This is a genomic window from Acinetobacter sp. NIPH 298 (assembly GCF_000369505.1).
Classification (GTDB): Bacteria; Pseudomonadota; Gammaproteobacteria; order Pseudomonadales; family Moraxellaceae; genus Acinetobacter.
Genome location: NZ_KB850055.1, coordinates 916,407 through 929,749 on the forward strand (window position 1 = coordinate 916,407; position 13,343 = coordinate 929,749).

Annotated in this window: 11 protein-coding genes; 8 read left to right on the forward strand and 3 right to left on the reverse strand. The window is 40.3% G+C overall.

Annotated elements, in window-relative coordinates:
* The first annotated feature begins 6 nt into the window (after positions 1–6).
* Genes hutI through F903_RS09360 form a run of 3 tightly spaced genes read left to right on the forward strand, consistent with a single transcriptional unit; the run spans position 7 to position 3,494 of the window.
* Positions 7–1,212: an imidazolonepropionase gene (gene hutI / locus F903_RS09350; protein ID WP_005196554.1), complete on the forward strand. Its 1,206-nt coding sequence runs from the start codon at positions 7–9 to the stop codon at positions 1,210–1,212.
* Between the two features lie 33 nt (positions 1,213–1,245).
* Positions 1,246–2,166, forward strand: a complete 921-nt coding sequence (gene hutG, locus F903_RS09355) for a formimidoylglutamase (RefSeq protein WP_005196555.1) — start codon at positions 1,246–1,248, stop codon at positions 2,164–2,166.
* Positions 2,167–2,222: 56 nt separating this feature from the next.
* Positions 2,223–3,494: a Glu/Leu/Phe/Val family dehydrogenase gene (locus F903_RS09360; protein ID WP_005196556.1), complete on the forward strand. Its 1,272-nt coding sequence runs from the start codon at positions 2,223–2,225 to the stop codon at positions 3,492–3,494.
* Between the two features lie 69 nt (positions 3,495–3,563).
* On the opposite strand, the gene F903_RS09365 is transcribed toward F903_RS09360, so the two are convergent.
* Positions 3,564–4,970, reverse strand: coding sequence for an aminotransferase-like domain-containing protein (locus F903_RS09365; RefSeq protein ID WP_005196557.1), 1,407 nt, complete (start codon positions 4,968–4,970; stop codon positions 3,564–3,566).
* Between the two features lie 237 nt (positions 4,971–5,207).
* Between F903_RS09365 and F903_RS09370 the strand changes: the two genes are divergently transcribed.
* The 5 genes from F903_RS09370 (at position 5,208) to F903_RS09390 (ending at position 10,837) form a co-directional block, all read left to right on the forward strand.
* The gene (locus tag F903_RS09370) at positions 5,208–6,026 is read left to right on the forward strand and encodes a hypothetical protein (protein WP_005196559.1); all 819 of its coding nucleotides are present in this window, start codon (positions 5,208–5,210) and stop codon (positions 6,024–6,026) included.
* 41 nt (positions 6,027–6,067) lie between these two features.
* Positions 6,068–6,241, forward strand: coding sequence for a cbb3-type cytochrome oxidase assembly protein (locus tag F903_RS16690; RefSeq protein ID WP_005196561.1), 174 nt, complete (start codon positions 6,068–6,070; stop codon positions 6,239–6,241).
* A gap of 321 nt (positions 6,242–6,562) precedes the next feature.
* Positions 6,563–8,971, forward strand: a complete 2,409-nt coding sequence (locus F903_RS09380) for an FdhF/YdeP family oxidoreductase (RefSeq protein WP_005196563.1) — start codon at positions 6,563–6,565, stop codon at positions 8,969–8,971.
* Positions 8,972–9,059: 88 nt separating this feature from the next.
* On the forward strand, positions 9,060–9,815 hold the full coding sequence (gene fdhD, locus F903_RS09385; protein ID WP_416202027.1) for a formate dehydrogenase accessory sulfurtransferase FdhD: 756 nt from the start codon (positions 9,060–9,062) through the stop codon (positions 9,813–9,815).
* A gap of 80 nt (positions 9,816–9,895) precedes the next feature.
* Complete coding sequence (locus F903_RS09390) at positions 9,896–10,837, forward strand: Dyp-type peroxidase (RefSeq protein WP_005196565.1); 942 nt, start codon at positions 9,896–9,898, stop codon at positions 10,835–10,837.
* A gap of 56 nt (positions 10,838–10,893) precedes the next feature.
* Here F903_RS09390 and F903_RS09395 read toward each other — a convergent pair whose 3' ends face one another.
* The gene (locus F903_RS09395; protein WP_005196566.1) at positions 10,894–11,736 is read right to left on the reverse strand and encodes an SDR family NAD(P)-dependent oxidoreductase; all 843 of its coding nucleotides are present in this window, start codon (positions 11,734–11,736) and stop codon (positions 10,894–10,896) included.
* A gap of 31 nt (positions 11,737–11,767) precedes the next feature.
* Positions 11,768–13,258, reverse strand: coding sequence for a flavin-containing monooxygenase (locus F903_RS09400; protein WP_005196567.1), 1,491 nt, complete (start codon positions 13,256–13,258; stop codon positions 11,768–11,770).
* Positions 13,259–13,343 lie beyond the last annotated feature (85 nt).

Below are 13,343 nucleotides of genomic sequence, written 5' to 3' on the forward strand. Positions count from 1 at the left end.
GTATGCATGAAAAAGCTTTGGAAAAACTGTCATATTGCCACCATGCAAGATGGACAATATTCCAGTATTGAAAATGCTGCCATGGTGACGCTTGGGCAGCACATTCATTGGATCGGTGCAGAAAAAGATGCGCCTGCTGATGATTATGTGGAGTCTATTGATCTCAAAGGCGCGTGGGTGACACCTGGTATGATTGATTGTCATACCCATAGTGTTTTTGGGGGCAACCGTAGTGTCGAATTTGAACAACGTTTGCAAGGTGTCAGTTATGCAGAGATCGCTGCAAGTGGCGGTGGGATCGCAAGCACAGTGCGTGCAACACGTGAAGCAACTGAAGAACAGTTACTTGCATCAGCACTCAAACGTATTCGTTGTATGCAGAAAGAAGGTGTAACCACCATTGAAATCAAGTCTGGTTATGGCTTGGATTATGAAAATGAACGGAAAATGCTGCGTGTGATTCGTCAGATCGCGCAAACTTTACCCATGACCGTGAAAAGCACCTGCTTAGCCGCACATGCTTTGCCACCTGAATATAAAGATCAAAGTGATGCGTATATTGAGCATATCTGTACGGACATGCTGCCAAAATTACATCAAGAAGGTCTTGTCGACGCAGTGGATGCTTTTTGTGAGTATCTAGCATTTTCACCTGAGCAAGTCGAACGTGTGTTTAAAACGGCACAAGCTTTGAATTTGCCGATTAAATTACATGCAGAGCAATTGTCATCATTGGGTGGATCAAGTTTAGCGGCACGTTACCATGCATTATCAGCAGATCATTTGGAATTTATGACTGAAGATGATGTTAAGGCAATGGCAGAAGCGGGAACTGTCGCTGTGCTATTACCCGGTGCATTTTATTTCCTAAGAGAAACGCAGCTTCCACCACTCGAAAGTTTACATAAGCATGGTGTTCGGATTGCATTGTCTAGTGATTTAAATCCGGGTACCTCACCAGCATTGTCTTTGCGTTTGATGCTGAATATGGGCAGCACCTTATTTCGTTTAACGCCAGAACAAGCGCTGGCAGGTGTGACCATTCATGCTGCACACGCACTCGGTCTACAGGATACGCATGGAAGTTTAGAACAAGGCAAAGTTGCCGACTTTATTGCTTGGGATATTGAACATCCATCTGAAATTGTGTACTGGCTCGGTGGTGATTTACCGAAACGGATTGTTCAACATGGCAATGAAATTGTTTTTTAGTATCAAAATTAATTTTAAAGAGTGACATTGATTATGAATCATTCATTTACGTGGCAAGGACGACAAGATGGTGAGGGTGAAGGGCATTTACGCATCCATCAAGTCGTCAATACCAGCCAACATGCCACTTTTGCCTTGATTGGCTTTAGTTCGGATGAGGGGGTGAAACGTAATAAAGGTCGCTTAGGTGCAGCAGATGCACCAGATATGATTCGTGCTCAATTGGCAAATTTACCTGTGCATCAGCCTGTTACGATCGCAGATGTTGGTACCGTTGTTTGTGATCATGGCAAGTTAGAAAAAGCACAGGCAGAGTTGGCTGAACAGGTGGAAAGAAGTTTAAAACAAGGCATGAAGCCGATTGTTTTAGGCGGTGGACATGAGGTTGCTTTTGGGAGCTTCTCTGGATTATTTCAGTATATTCAAAAGCATCAACCAGATAATAAAATTGGCATTATCAACTTTGATGCACATTTTGATTTGCGTGAAGCAGAGCGTGTTAGTTCAGGTACGCCATTTTTAAATGCAGCACAACTATCATCACAACATGATCAAGAATTTCATTATTTATGTATCGGCGTTGCGAAACATTCCAATACGAAAGTGCTGTTTGAAACAGCAGATCGCTTAAATTGCGAATATATATACGATCAACAATTACAACCCTCAAAAATTGATCATTTGATTGCGAAAATTAACGGTTTTATCGAAAAAGTTGACCACTTATACATTACAGTAGATCTGGATGTATTTAGTGCCAGCATTGCTCCAGGTGTGAGCGCACCAGCAGTGAAAGGAATTGATTTATCAATCTTTGATCCGCTGTTCCAAGCCATTAAGGAAACAGGGAAAATCCGTGTTTTTGATGTGGCGGAATGTAATCCACGGTTTGATTTGGATAATCGAACATCCAAATTAGCTGCATATATTATTTTTAATTACATATTCGATTGATGGATCGGCTGCGCAAGTAGTCGCTTCATCAATTTTTAATTTTATGAGGATAGACAATGTCTAATTTATCTTATATCTCTCAAAATAACGGTCCATGGTCAACCTATCTCGAACAAATTGATCGTGTTGCTCCTTATCTAGAGCATTTAGCAGATTATATCGATACACTCAAACGCCCTAAACGCGCTTTGATTGTAGATGTGCCGATTGTGATGGATGATGGTACGATCCAACATTTTGAAGGCTATCGTGTTCAACACAATTTATCACGTGGACCGGGTAAGGGCGGTATTCGCTATCATCCAGATGTAGATTTGAATGAAGTAATGGCACTGTCTGCATGGATGACCATTAAAACTGCGGTATTAAATCTTCCATTCGGCGGAGCAAAAGGTGGTGTACGTGTAGATCCACGTAAACTTTCACCACGTGAGTTAGAGCGTTTAACACGTCGTTATACCAGTGAAATCAGTCATATCATTGGGCCACAAAAAGATATTCCAGCACCTGATGTAGGTACCAATGCAAACGTAATGGGTTGGATTATGGATACCTATTCATCTGGTCAAGGTCATACCGTAACAGGTGTTGTAACGGGTAAACCTGTACATTTAGGCGGTTCATTAGGTCGTGTCAAAGCGACTGGTCGTGGGGTGTTTATCACAGGTCAACAAGTTGCAGACAAGATCAAACTTCCTTTAGAAGGCGCAAAAATTGCGGTCCAAGGTTTTGGTAACGTGGGTAGCGAAGCGGCTTACTTGTTTGTTGAATCGGGATCGAAAATTGTGACGATTCAGGATCATACAGGCACTATTTACAATCCTGAAGGCATTAACTTAGAAGAACTAAAAGTTTATTTTGAGAAAAACCAAGGTGTAGGTGGCTTTGCTGGCGCGCAAGCAATTAGTGATGAAGAGTTCTGGTCTGTTGAGATGGATATTTTGATTCCAGCAGCATTGGAAGGACAAATTACTGTTGAACGTGCTGAAAAAATCACAGCGAAATTGGTTCTCGAAGGTGCAAACGGTCCAACCTATCCTGACGCAGATGACATGTTGATCAAACGTGGGGTCACGATTGTGCCAGATGTAATTTGTAACGCGGGCGGTGTAACCGTAAGTTATTTTGAATGGGTTCAAGATATGGCGAGTTATTTCTGGTCAGAAGATGAAATCAATCAAAGACTAGATAAGTTGATGATCCAAGCGATCAACGATGTATGGCATACCGCAAGTGAAAAAGCATGTAGCCTCAGAACTGCTGCCTTTATTTTGGGTTGTGAACGCATCCTGAAAGCACGTATGGAACGCGGAATTTTCCCAGGTTAACTTTAACTGGGTGAATCAAGACGATCTTAGAGCGAGTGCTTTAAGGTCGTTTTTTTATAGTGCAGTAAATTACATTCCCTCCTGAATAACATCAATAAATAGTTCAACGGCGTGTTGAATCTGCTCAGTCCAATCAAAAGAACAATTCATGCGAATGAATTGTTGATGAGAGGGCAAAACATTAAATAATGGACTAGGGGCAACACCGACTTGACGCCGAATCAATTGTTCATACACCTGCATACTACTGACCTTGTCAGGCAGTTGAATCCAAAGAAAAAAACCACTTGGATAGTTATATACTTTGCAGCCTTGAGGTAAATGCTGTTTCAGATAATGAAAAAATTGCTTTTTATTTTTTTCTAAAGTGCGTCGAAGTGTTCTTAAGTGCTTTTCATAATGATGATGTGAAAGAAACTCAACCAGTGCATTTTGAATCAATGCATTCGCTGAAATAGTACTCATCAGTTGCAAATGTTGGATATGCTCTGAGAATTTGCCTGCATAAACCCAGCCTACACGAAAACCTGAGCCCAAGGTTTTTGAAAAAGAAGAGCAGTGTAATACCAAATTTTGTTGATCAAAGTACTTCATCGGTAACGGTTTTTGGTGACCATAAAATAGTTCTTCATAGACATCATCTTCAATCAAATGAATTTGATGCTCATGTAAAAGCTTTGCGATTTTATATTTAATCTCTTCGCTTACGGTAAATCCAATGGGGTTATGCGCATTTAGCATGAACCAACATACTTTAATCGGATAATCTCGAATCACTTGCTCAAATGCTTCAAGATCAAAACCATGCTGAGGGTGTTCGGGAATGGTAATGACTTTTAAACCCAAACGTTCAGCCGCTTGCCAAGCGCCATAAAAGATGGTTTGTTGCAATAAAATATAATCGCCCGGTTGCGTAATCGCTTGCAGAGAAAGGTTAAGTGCATCTAAACCACCTGATGTAATGACAATATCATCTGCCTCAGTTGGAATGCCTTGCATACAATAGCGTTGGGCAATCAGTTTTCTTAAGGCTAAGTTTCCCGGTGGTAGGTTTGAGGTTTGATCGTAACTATGCCGATTACGTGCCAGTTGTCCCATAATTTGAATGAGCTTGGGCGGATAGAGCAATTGACTGTCTGGAAAGGCTGAACCTAAAGGGCTGACTTGTTTGGACTGAATAGATTTCAGGTATTTAAAAACCAGTGAGTTAATTTCAATTTTAGGATTTAAAGAAACCACAGAATAGGTCTGGGGAATCTGTGGCGGGCTTTGTTCTGCAACAAAATAACCTGATTTTTCTTTTGAATAAATCAGTCCTTGTGCTTCAAGTTCTTGGTAAGCGTTCATCACTGTAATTAAACTAAAACCTGAGATTTGTACTTGCTCGCGTAACGAAGGTAATTTGCTATGCGCTTGCCACGTACCATTCTCGATGAGAAGTTTAAGCTTATGCGCCAACTGTTCTGATTTATACATAAGGTCACGCGTCCAAATTTACTCTGTTTATGAGAATGCAGCATTAAGTGCTTTAATTTTATAACAGAATCTAGAGGAATGAATAATCTGTTATATTTTTTTAGTCAAACTCTGTCGCTATTCAAGTATTAATATCTCATCCACAATAACAGTTTGAACGAAGCAACTTGCTTGGTATCCGTTGCAATGATTGCTAGCTCGTTCAAAAAAATGATTTGGACTTAAGGGCGTATGACGATGTTTGTGACGAAGCAATTGAATGCGATGACTCGGATTTTTAAAGAGACAACACCTTCGCAATCGGTGCAAAAACAGCTCGCACTTGATTATGTAAATCTAGAAGCGACCTTGTTACGTGCAAAAGTGCTTAGAGATTTCTCTAAAGAGAAAATAGCGTATATCGCGCAAGCAGAAATTGCGCAAAACGATAATAATCTGGCTTATTTATTTGCACCATTTATTATCGCGAATCTAAATCAAGCTGTGATCTATACCACGCCTGTTGCTTCATCGGTGTTGTCAGTTTTGAATCAATACTATCAGGCCGAAAGAAGTATCAATCTAAAGATTGAAGATGTAATTCAGAGCCTCAAACTCCATCTTGATCTGGTTGATGACATGACAAGCGAAGAAGATTTCCTCTATCGGAGCTTGGTCAAAGCACTCTGTCGAACAGATATATCCCATATTTTCTTGATTACGCATCTAGTTATAGATGATGAACAACGCAACATATTGCAAGCGTATTTTGATATAAAAATTAATGTAATTCATGCAGATGTAGCAAAAAGTATAGTCAATGATGATCTGATTAATACCAGGAAATTATTGTTTAAAAATAAAGATGAATGGCATAAAACGCTTTGTATGTTGTTTTCGGATTTAAATGCAAATCTTGTCTCGCAAATTGGTCAGTTCAGCAAGAGTCAAGCCAGCCATCTCATTGAAGATATGTTCTATGCAGAGCATATCTTTGAAAAATTATCGGTCTATGCCGAATACATGCAAACCCGTATTCAAAATGGTGCGAGTTATAGAGCACTGACCACGATTTAGTTTTTCAAAATTTGAAATTTATGATTTTAGGAGCAGATGATATGTCTCAGAAGCCACAAAAGTTCCCATATATTACGGTTGGGATAAGTATTTTATTCGGTTGTTTATTTTTAGTTTTCTTCTTTCTTGCCGTGAGTCATCAGCCTGATTATATGCCTTCTCAGCAAAAGCAAAATGCGACCCAAGTCCAGCATTCGTCTCAGCAACAACATTAATTGCATGAACTTAACCCATAATTTAGTTTATCTCTCTGACTAGCGATTTGAGCATTCGTTAGTCAGTTTTTTTATCCAAAATAAAAAGAATGCGTCATTTAATGTTTGAATGTTCACACGAAAATTAAATTCAAATCATCGCTTTTTACAGAAATCTTTATTTTAAGACTATGATTTAATTATTCAAATTTATAAATATTATCTTTAGGTAATCCTTGAAAACAAAAATTATCTAACCAATTGAGAATAGAAAATATCCTCTTTCCGTGTTACACCTACTATCGAGTAGACATGAAAAATAGCTCAAATGAGGGCAATTCGATGAATGAGTTAGAACAAGCTAAACATAAACAAGAAGATACAGGATATGCCCGAATTGAGCCTTATACCCAACCCGCAGGTGGGTGGGGAGCATTATTAAGCGTTGCTCGCAATCTCAAACGTCAAGACATTTTGAAAAAAGGGTCAATCACTTTACTCAACATTAATCAACCAACGGGGTTTGACTGTCCAGGTTGTGCATGGCCTGAAAAGAAAGATGCACATGCCTTTAACTTTTGTGAGAACGGTGCAAAAGCAGTTGCCTTTGAAGCAACCAGTAAAACCGTAACACCTGAATTTTTTGCTCAACATACTGTCAGTTGGTTGACTGAGCAGAGTGATTTTTATCTTGAGGACTTAGGTCGTTTAACTGACCCAATGCGTTACGATCCAGCATTAGATAAATATGTGCCAATTTCTTGGGATGATGCATTCCAATTGATCGCCAAACATTTACATGCTTTAGATCATCCTCACCAAGCTGCATTTTATACCTCTGGCCGTACCAGTAATGAAGCTGCCTTTTTGTATCAACTGTTTGTACGAAGTTTTGGAACCAATAATTTTCCAGACTGTTCCAATATGTGCCATGAAACCACCAGCGTTGGTCTAAAAGATGCGATTGGTTTAGGTAAAGGCACAGTAACTTTGGATGACTTCGATCAAGCAGATGCGATTTTTAGTTTTGGACATAATCCAGGAACCAATCACCCCCGCATGTTGGCAACGCTTAGAGAAGTCTCCAAACGTGGAGGCAATATTATTGCGATTAATCCAATCAAAGAGCGTGGTTTAGAGCGGTTCCAAGATCCTCAAGCCCCTTTGGAAATGATGACCAATGGTAGTACGCCGATTAGCCGTTATTATTTTCAGCCTAAAATCGGTGGTGATTACGCTTTATTATTTGGTGTACTTAAACATTTGTCTGAATGGGACAAAAAAGCCATTGCCAAGAGTAAGCCAAGTGTATTTGACCGTAGTTTCATCGAGATGAATACCATTGGTTTTGAGGAAATGCTAAAAGAGATTGATCGCACGGAATGGTCACAAATTCATAAACACACAGGACTTTCACCCGAACATTTAGAATCTATCGCTCAAATGTTTCTTGATGCGAAAAAAGCCATTTTCTGTTGGGGCATGGGGATTACTCAGCATCGTCATGGCACTGCCAATATCCACATGCTCGCCAATTTAATGTTGGCAAGAGGACATATTGGTCGTCCCGGGGCAGGTTTATGTCCAGTACGAGGACATAGTAATGTGCAGGGTGACCGCACCATGGGAATCAATGAAAATCCGAGTGATAAATTATTAGATAGCATTGATCGTGTGTTTGGAATTCAATCACCACGCAAACATGGTTTTGGGGTAGTCGATACCATTAAGGCAATGTATGACAATAGGGTAAAAGTATTCATTGGCTTAGGTGGGAATTTTGCCGTTGCAACACCCGATACGCCGTATACGCAGGAAGCGTTAAAGCGTTGCAATTTAACAGTACATATTGCCACTAAAATGAATCGAAGCCATTTGGTTTGCGGTAAGGATGCTTTAATTTTACCTTGTCTCGGGCGTACCGAAGTAGACAAGCAACTTCATGGCGCTCAGGCAATTTCCGTTGAAGACTCAATGAGCAATGTCCATCTTTCGGCAGGACGAAACCCGCCAATCTCGGAGAATATCTTATCTGAACCCGATATTGTGGCACGAATGGCTGAAGCAACTTTGCTTGATAGTCAAGTCAAATGGAAATGGTATATCGAGAGCTACGATCGCATTCGTGATTCCATTGCAGACGTGTTTGATGAGTTTCATGATTTTAATCAACGGGTCTATCAACCGAGCGGTTTTCATTTAGAACATCCAGCCAATCAACATGTTTGGAATACACCAAGTGGTAAGGCGCAGTTCTTGATTACGCCGTTGACGGAAGTCTATGAAGACAAAGAAAATCAATACGCTGCTGCTTATAGTGAACAACAGGTTTATACCTTGATGACCACACGTTCGCATGATCAGTACAACACGACTTTATATGGTTTAGATGATCGCTATCGTGGTGTGTATGGGCAGCGACGTGTCCTGTTCATGAATCAAACTGATATTGATGAGGCTGGTTTTGAAGCAGATCAATGGGTGGATATTGAAAGTGTATTCTCCGATGGCGTGAAGCGGATTGTGCATAGTTTCCGTATCGTGCCCTATAACATTCCAAAAGGAAGTTTGGCTGCGTACTATCCTGAAACCAATCCACTGGTGGCTTTGGGTAGCCATGATAAATATGCCAAAATTCCTGCATCGAAAAGTGTTCCCGTTATTTTACATGCAGGACAGGTCCCTGAACATTTCAATTTGGCAGTTGAAGTCGATCCAGAACATGCCAACGAAAGAGTCAGCGGTGCATAACTTTTTTAGATCTATCAAGAAATTTTAATCAAGCGATGTGGAATAGAGAGTACATAGAGTGGAAGCGCAGAAGTTAGGCTATGAGACGATGCAAGTGCATCGTTTTCATCGAGATGTTTCCGAAGACCAACTGGATTATATTGTTCAAGAATATCCTGTGGCACTCATCTACAACGGAATTTCTCATGCGGTGATGATGGCAACGCCTTCAGATATTGAGGTGTTTGCCAAAGGTTTTAGTTTGTCCGAAGGCATCTTGCAAAGTTTAACGGAATTGTATTCGCTAGAAATTAGCCAAAATGAACTGGGTATCCAAGTTGATATGGAGATTTCAGCTAGAGCCTTTATGGGATTAAAGCAGCAGCGTCGCATGATGGTTGGGCAAACAGGATGTGGTTTGTGTGGCATTGAAAGTCTAAAACAGCTTTATTCGAATCTACCTGTGGTCAGTACACAAGTTTGCACGACATGGTTCAATCAAATTCCACACGCGATTGCTCAACTCAAAACCCGACAAAAAATCAGTGAACTGACGGGTGGTGCACACGCTGCGGCGTGGGTGGTGAAAGGACACATCGTGGCTTTATTTGAAGATGTTGGTCGTCACAATGCTTTAGACAAATTATTGGGTTATTTAGCCGAGCAAAACTTAAATGTCGCTGAAGGTTTTGTGGTCATGACCAGCCGTGCTAGCTATGAATTAATCCGTAAATGTGCTCAATACAATATTGCTTTATTAGCGACGATTTCAGCACCGACCAGTATGGCGATTGAGATGGCGAAACAGTCAAATTTAACGTTGGCTAGTTTCTGTCGTGGCGATAGTTTCGTTTTATATAAATAGTAAAAATTTGTGAGGAGTTTGATACCTAAGGCATTGATTTGTGTAGGATAGGGGTTTGCGTTCTATTATTCCTAAAAATTATGAATATACCTTTAAGACCACAGCCTGTTATTAACAATCTTGCTGGCGAAAATGCATTATTTATTGTTCTAGGCATCAATAGTAATCCTGATCATTCAGGAATTATTGACTTCCTCGCCAATTTTTCAGCTTTAGTCCGAAGTATGGCTAATCGCTTTCCAAATAGTCAATTTAGCGCTTCAGTAGGGATTGGCTCTCATGCGTGGGATCTGCTATTTCCAGATTTGAATAAACCTAAAGAACTGCAACCCTTTCAAGAAATCAAAGGTTCAAAGCACACAGCAGTTGCCACCCCGGGTGATTTATTTTTCCATATTCGTGCCAATCAAATGGCGATTTGCTATGAATTGGCTTCCATTATTCATGATCAACTCAAAGAGAGCAGCTATCCAATCAGTGAAACCAAAGGGTTTAGATACTTTGATGGTCGTGCAATTTTAGGATTCGTGGATGGTACAGAAAATCCCGAACATGAAATCGCTAAAGAGATTGCTTATGTTGGTCAAGAAGATGTTGAGTTTCTTGGTGGCAGCTATGTCTTTATCCAAAAGTATTTACATAACATGGAGATGTGGAAAGGACTAAGTACCGAAGAACAAGAGAAAGTAATTGGTCGAAAGAAATATGATGATGTTGAATTAAGCGATGATGTTAAACCGCAAAATGCACATAATGTTGTGAGTAAAGCACATGATGCTGATGGCAATGAGTTAAAAATTCTCAGAGCAAATATGCCATTTTCCAATCCATCTGAAGGAGAGTCGGGTACTTTCTTTATCGGATACTCTCGTTCCTTCAATATCACCAAGACCATGTTAGAGAATATGTTCCTTGGCAAAGAAAATGGTCACGTAGATCGTTTACTTGATTTCAGTACAGCTGTTTCAGGTAGTTTATTCTTTGTACCTACTTTCGATTTCTTGGAAGATTTGGCTGAATAAGACGGTAGGGAGATTCACCGTTGTTAAGCCAACGGTGAATTTAATCAACAAAAGTCTTATTTCATAAATCGCGCTTGTAATGCGGTTGCTGTCGCAAAAAGCTTTTGATAACCCTGAGGAAATAAACGCTGAATGGCATCAACCGCTTTCGCATCTGCACCGATCAGTAAACGACGACGATTTTTTTGAACTGCATTTAAAATTAAATTTGCAGCTTCATCGGCTGGTGTACGCAGTAATTTATCAAAAGCGTCCTGACTTTTGACAGGATCCATACCTAAGCTTGTGACACTGTTATTCATACGTGCAGCTTTGGCGATATTGGTACGAATACCACCCGGGTGGATACAGGTCGCACTCACGCCTGAGTTTTCGATATCCAGTTCTTGACGGAGTGACTCGGTGAAACCACGCACTGCAAATTTACTGGCATTGTAAGCACTTTGGGTGGGTTGCGCAGTCAATCCAAACATACTCGAAATATTGATGATATGCCCATCCGCACTTTGTTTTAGATAAGGTAAAAACTCTTTGGTGCCATAAACCACACCCCAAAAATTAATTCCAATCAACCATTCAAGATCTTCATAACTTACACCTTCGGCGGTACTGCCAAGTGCAACACCTGCATTGTTGAAAATTAGATTCACTTTGCCATGTTGCTCTACCACAGTTTTTGCCCAAGCTGCGATTTCATCACGTGTTGCTACATCTACTTTCTGTGTTGTGACTTTGACTGGAAATGCTTGTAGCAGTGCCACTGTATTCGCCAAGCCTGTTTCACTGACATCCGAGAGTGCAAGGTTACATCCTTGTTTAGCCAAAGCAATTGCCAATGCCTGACCAATACCTGATCCTGCACCCGTGATCGCTGCAACTTTATCTGTAAATGTTTTCATTTCATCTATCCTTTGTTTTTATGATCGTGCCTTAATTGGAAACCACTGGAACTTGAACATAATGTTCAAGATCAAAGCGACGCGTTCGTTGGCGATATTCAAAAGTGAAACCGGGCCAATTATTGGTATTTTTTCCTGTCGCGGTTTGATACCAACTGCTACAGCCTTGTGACCACATGGTGGTTTTCATTCTTGCTTGAATTTCTTGGTTAAAGTTTTGCTGATGCTCTGCTTTCAAATTGGTAAATAATAAGTTCTTTTGAATATGGGTTTGAAGTGCATCAATAATATAATTCACCTGACTTTCAATCATATATACAATCGAATTGTGTCCAAGGTTGGTATTTGGACCATACAGCATAAAGAAATTGGGGAAGCCACTCACCGTTAAGCCCAAATATGCTTCGGCACCGTCTTGCCATTGTTCTTTTAAGGTTGTGCCTTTTAAACCTGTAATTTGCATGGGTGCCATAAAATCAGTTGCTGCAAATCCAGTCCCATAAATAATGGCATCAACTTCACGCAAAGTACCATTTTTATCGACGATCCCTGTTTCAGTGATTTCTTCAATATCGTTGTTGATGACTTCTACATTGGGTCGAATTAAGCTTTCATACCAATAATTAGAAATCAGAATACGCTTACAACCAATTGGATAATCAGGCATTAACTGATGGCGGAAATGAGGATCTTTGATTTCCTTGCGAATATGGCGTTGAAACATATATTCCACGAGCGGGATTTCATTGAGGGTAATGGTAAAGCCCTTAAGAACACTTTCGTTATAACTGTACTGATACATACGATCAAGGCTTTGCAAGATCGGTAGCTTTTGAAAAGCCTTACGAGTAAGTGTAGAGTAAATGCGGTCTGGCTTTGGAATAACATAAGGTGCTGAACGTTGGTATACATCTAAATGGGCGACCTGTTTAGCGATTTCCGGCACAAACTGAATGGCACTAGCACCTGTACCAATCACGGCGACACGTTTATGACTTAAATCATAGTCATGTTCCCAACGCGCAGAATGAAATGCTTTGCCTTTGAAATGTTCAATGCCTTTAATTTTTGGATAAGCAGGTCGATTCAGTTGACCGACTGCCGCAATCAGAAACTCTGCTTCAAATTTTTCACCTGTTGTACTTTGAATCTGCCATAGCCCTTGCACTTCATCAAAGTCTGCACTTGCGATTTCAGTATTAAACTGAACATGTGGGCGAATTTGATATTTATCAGCACAATGACGTAAATATTGATGAATTTCTTGCGAAGTGCCGTAACGATTTTTCCAGCCGAGATCTTGTTCAAAAGAAAATGAATACAAGTGTGAAGGCACATCACAAGCCGCGCCCGGATATGTATTATCACGCCAAACGCCGCCCACATCTCCAGCTTTTTCAAATAAAGTAAACTGATTGAAACCCGCTTGTTTTAGGCGGATGGCAAGCCCTAATCCACCAAAGCCTGTTCCTATAATGGCGATACGGATATTTTTATTTGAATTGGATGATGGCTTTAACATGGTCTGCTCGCACGATTGGGAAAGAGGGCAATCGATAAAAGAATATAGAATAGTGGTTAAAGCTATTGATTTAGAGGATGGATGC

Coding starts and splice junctions, on each gene's coding strand:
- F903_RS09370 (WP_005196559.1), top strand. CDS start 5,208: ATGTTTGTGACGAAGCAATTGAATGCGATGACTCGGATTTTTAAAGAG.
- hutI (WP_005196554.1), top strand. CDS start 7: ATGAAAAAGCTTTGGAAAAACTGTCATATTGCCACCATGCAAGATGGA.
- F903_RS09390 (WP_005196565.1), top strand. CDS start 9,896: ATGAATATACCTTTAAGACCACAGCCTGTTATTAACAATCTTGCTGGC.
- fdhD (WP_416202027.1), top strand. CDS start 9,060: ATGCAAGTGCATCGTTTTCATCGAGATGTTTCCGAAGACCAACTGGAT.
- hutG (WP_005196555.1), top strand. CDS start 1,246: ATGAATCATTCATTTACGTGGCAAGGACGACAAGATGGTGAGGGTGAA.
- F903_RS09365 (WP_005196557.1), bottom strand. CDS start 4,970: ATGTATAAATCAGAACAGTTGGCGCATAAGCTTAAACTTCTCATCGAG.
- F903_RS16690 (WP_005196561.1), top strand. CDS start 6,068: ATGTCTCAGAAGCCACAAAAGTTCCCATATATTACGGTTGGGATAAGT.
- F903_RS09380 (WP_005196563.1), top strand. CDS start 6,563: ATGAATGAGTTAGAACAAGCTAAACATAAACAAGAAGATACAGGATAT.
- F903_RS09400 (WP_005196567.1), bottom strand. CDS start 13,258: ATGTTAAAGCCATCATCCAATTCAAATAAAAATATCCGTATCGCCATT.
- F903_RS09395 (WP_005196566.1), bottom strand. CDS start 11,736: ATGAAAACATTTACAGATAAAGTTGCAGCGATCACGGGTGCAGGATCA.
- F903_RS09360 (WP_005196556.1), top strand. CDS start 2,223: ATGTCTAATTTATCTTATATCTCTCAAAATAACGGTCCATGGTCAACC.